The sequence below is a fragment of the Pseudomonadota bacterium genome (assembly GCA_022361155.1).
In the GTDB taxonomy this organism is placed as follows: Bacteria; Myxococcota_A; Polyangia; order Polyangiales; family JAKSBK01; genus JAKSBK01.
Window position 1 is genome coordinate 1 of sequence record JAKSBK010000155.1, and the last position, 2,727, is coordinate 2,727.

Genomic DNA, 2,727 nt, shown 5'->3' on the forward strand with positions numbered 1-2,727 from the left:
CAGCCACAGAGCCGGGCTGGCGGCTCTCCTACCCATTACGTCGCAGCCGCAACCTCCCCCTTTTAATTGCAGTGAGGTCGAGGCGGCTGTCGCAGCGTCCTCTGATCCATCTACGTGGTGGGCATCGCTTGGGCCGGTGTCGTTACCGGCATCCGCGGTGGCGCCAAGACCGCCGTCCGGGTCGACCGCCGCGTCCCGAGGGCTGCCACGGCCTGCATCGGGGGGTAAGATCGGGCGCCCCGCATCCGGCAGGCATCCGGACAGGCCAACAGGTAGGCCCGGAGGAACGCCCGAATCGCCCCCGCCGCAGGAGGTGCCGATCAGGGGGCAGAGCTTGCGCCAGGACTCGACGCAGACCGAGGCCAACGTGCTGGGTGGCTGACACGCCAGTCCCTCGACGCTGCGCAGTTGCATCAGCGGCCCAAAGCTCTGCCCGCCGTCTAGCGAAAGACCGACTTCGAATCCCTGCTGACGCTGGGACATGCACGCGTACAGGCCTCGCCGGGTCCACGTCAAGCACTGCACCGCGCCGCTGAACACCTTGCGGAAGACCAGATCCTGCGTGCTGGCCTTCCAGATACCCAAGACTTCGCAATCGATGGCGGAACGGAACGGAGGTTCGCCAAAGCCGATGGCAAGCTCCGTCCCGTCTGGCGATAGCGCGAAACCGGCCATCACCGCCTTGCCCTCGAGCACGCTGCGCCACACCTGCCCTCCGTTCGTTGAAACCAGCAGGCGATCGCGCCGAAGATCGCGCACCCGCACGTAGATCGTGCTCGGGTCGCTTGCTGCAACCGCCGTGAAGAACGGGACTCGAGCGGGTCCCGTGTCCGGGATCGGCAAGAGCGTCCAAGTCACGGCGCCATCGTCGCTTCGAAGCAGCATACCCTTCAGCGCGGGCCTCTCGGACAACACGCTCGCATAGATGCGCATCGGGTCGCTCGGCGCCACATCGAAGGCCGTGACCAAGGGCAACTCGAATGCGCTCGGCACTGCGGTGCCGAACTCCTGGAAGCTCACGGCATGATCGGTGGTTTGCCATAGCCTGTGGGAATAGCCCCCCGCCTGCCTGCGCTCGGAGCCCAACACGAGCCCTCGAGCCTGGTCCGCCGGGTCGACCGTGACGTCGACGATCTGCATCTCGTTCACGCCGCCCCGGGGCCGGCGAACGCTGCAGCCGTCAGCGCTGACGAGCGCGAGACCATCGAAGAGCCCTGCCATCAGCGTGCCGTCGCCGAGCAGGCCCAGCGTGGGATCTTCGTTGCCGCCATAACCCACAGCCTGCTCGCAGATCAGCGACCAGCTCCTGCCACCATTGCGCGTCACAAGCAGCCCGTAGGTCGCTCTAACGATCAGGTGGTCCGGATCGCGCGCGTCCTCGATCACCTGCTGGGCCGCGGGGTAGCGACCGTTAGCGCTGGCCGTTGACGCGATCCACAAGCCGACCAAGACTGCGGCCGCGCTCGCGGGGCGCTCGATCCCCCCACGAGCGTGCATCAGGGCGTGCACGCCTGGATGCAAAGGCCCCCGACACACTTGGAGTCGTGCAGACATGAAGGGCTGCCGCATGGCGGGGGCAATGCTGGCGGCTGCCCGGGGAGTGGGGGCAAACCACAATAGTGGCCCCAGCCGCTGTGGCACTGCAACGGCGGGGGACAAGGTCCAGGAGCACCCGAGCCACCCATCCCACCCGGACACATGCCCTGGGTCTCGCAGCCGTTGGGCTCGTGGCCATCGCAGTTGCTGAAGCCGGCCTCGCAGCTGTCGAGCTTGCACACTCCGTCCACACAGACGGGCTTGGCATTGGGGAACACGCAGCGGTTGTTGCAGCGACCGCAGTGGTCGGTGTGCCCCAAAATATTGATCGTGCAGCGGCCAGGTTGAGTGCAGTCCGCCGTACCTGGCGGACAAGGGCGAGGCGGGCAGGGATCGGGGCTCTCGCAGCCGTTCTGCGTGGTGCGGTCGCAGTCGTACCAGCCCGCGTGACACAGCTTCAGATGGCAGAGGCCCCAGTAGCAGGCCGGCTCGGCGTGAGCCAGCTCGCAGCGGTTGTCGCAGGCTCCGCAGTGCTCCAACGAGGCATGGAGGTTGGTCTCGCAAACGCCGTCCCCGTCGCAATCGACGTACGTTTGCGAGCAGCTCGGGCTCGGCATGCCCCCCGTGCCCCATGAACCGGCGCCTCCCAGCCCCATACCGCCCTGTGCACCGCTCTGTCCACCCGAACCGCCCTGTGCAATGGAACCGCCCTGTCCAACGGAACCGCCCTGAGCGGCGCTGCCGCCCCGGCCGCCCGTGCCCGACTGACCCCTGCCTGCGCCTCCCGCAGCAGCCTGTCCGCCCGAGCCGCCGGTACCGCTCATGCCGCTCGAGCCAAGCGAGCCCGCGCCAGCTCTCCCAGGCGAAGCGCCACCGGTGCCGGTCCCGCCCGCCGGGCCCACACCGCCCCCGGCACCGCCGCCCGGTAGGAGCTCGGTGGTCCTGCCGCCGCACGCCGCAAGGCTCGCACAGCACACCGCAAGCCACAGGGTCCGACACGATCCGAGATTACGTCGCGCTGAAACAAAAGGCATTGGTCGCCTCCTCCAAACCGGAGCGGGGGCCCAGTCAATCCCCACAGGCTCAGGGTGACGCAGGAAAGCCGTCGTCCACCTGTTTGATCTCGTAGTGCAGCGCGTACTGGTCGCAGCACTGACCGCTCTGGTTTTCCGGGCACGCGGGAACCGCCGG

2 protein-coding genes are annotated in these 2,727 nt (G+C 68.0%); both read right to left on the minus strand.

All coding sequences use genetic code 11. The features are described from left to right. A partial coding sequence (locus MJD61_05480) for a hypothetical protein (protein MCG8554728.1) occupies positions 1 to 1,497 on the minus strand: 1,497 nt, incomplete at its 3' end. Continuing rightward, positions 1,497 to 2,570, minus strand: a complete 1,074-nt coding sequence (locus tag MJD61_05485) for a hypothetical protein (protein MCG8554729.1) — start codon at positions 2,568 to 2,570, stop codon at positions 1,497 to 1,499. The genes MJD61_05485 and MJD61_05480, both read right to left, overlap by 1 nt. Positions 2,571 to 2,727: the final 157 nt, after the last annotated feature.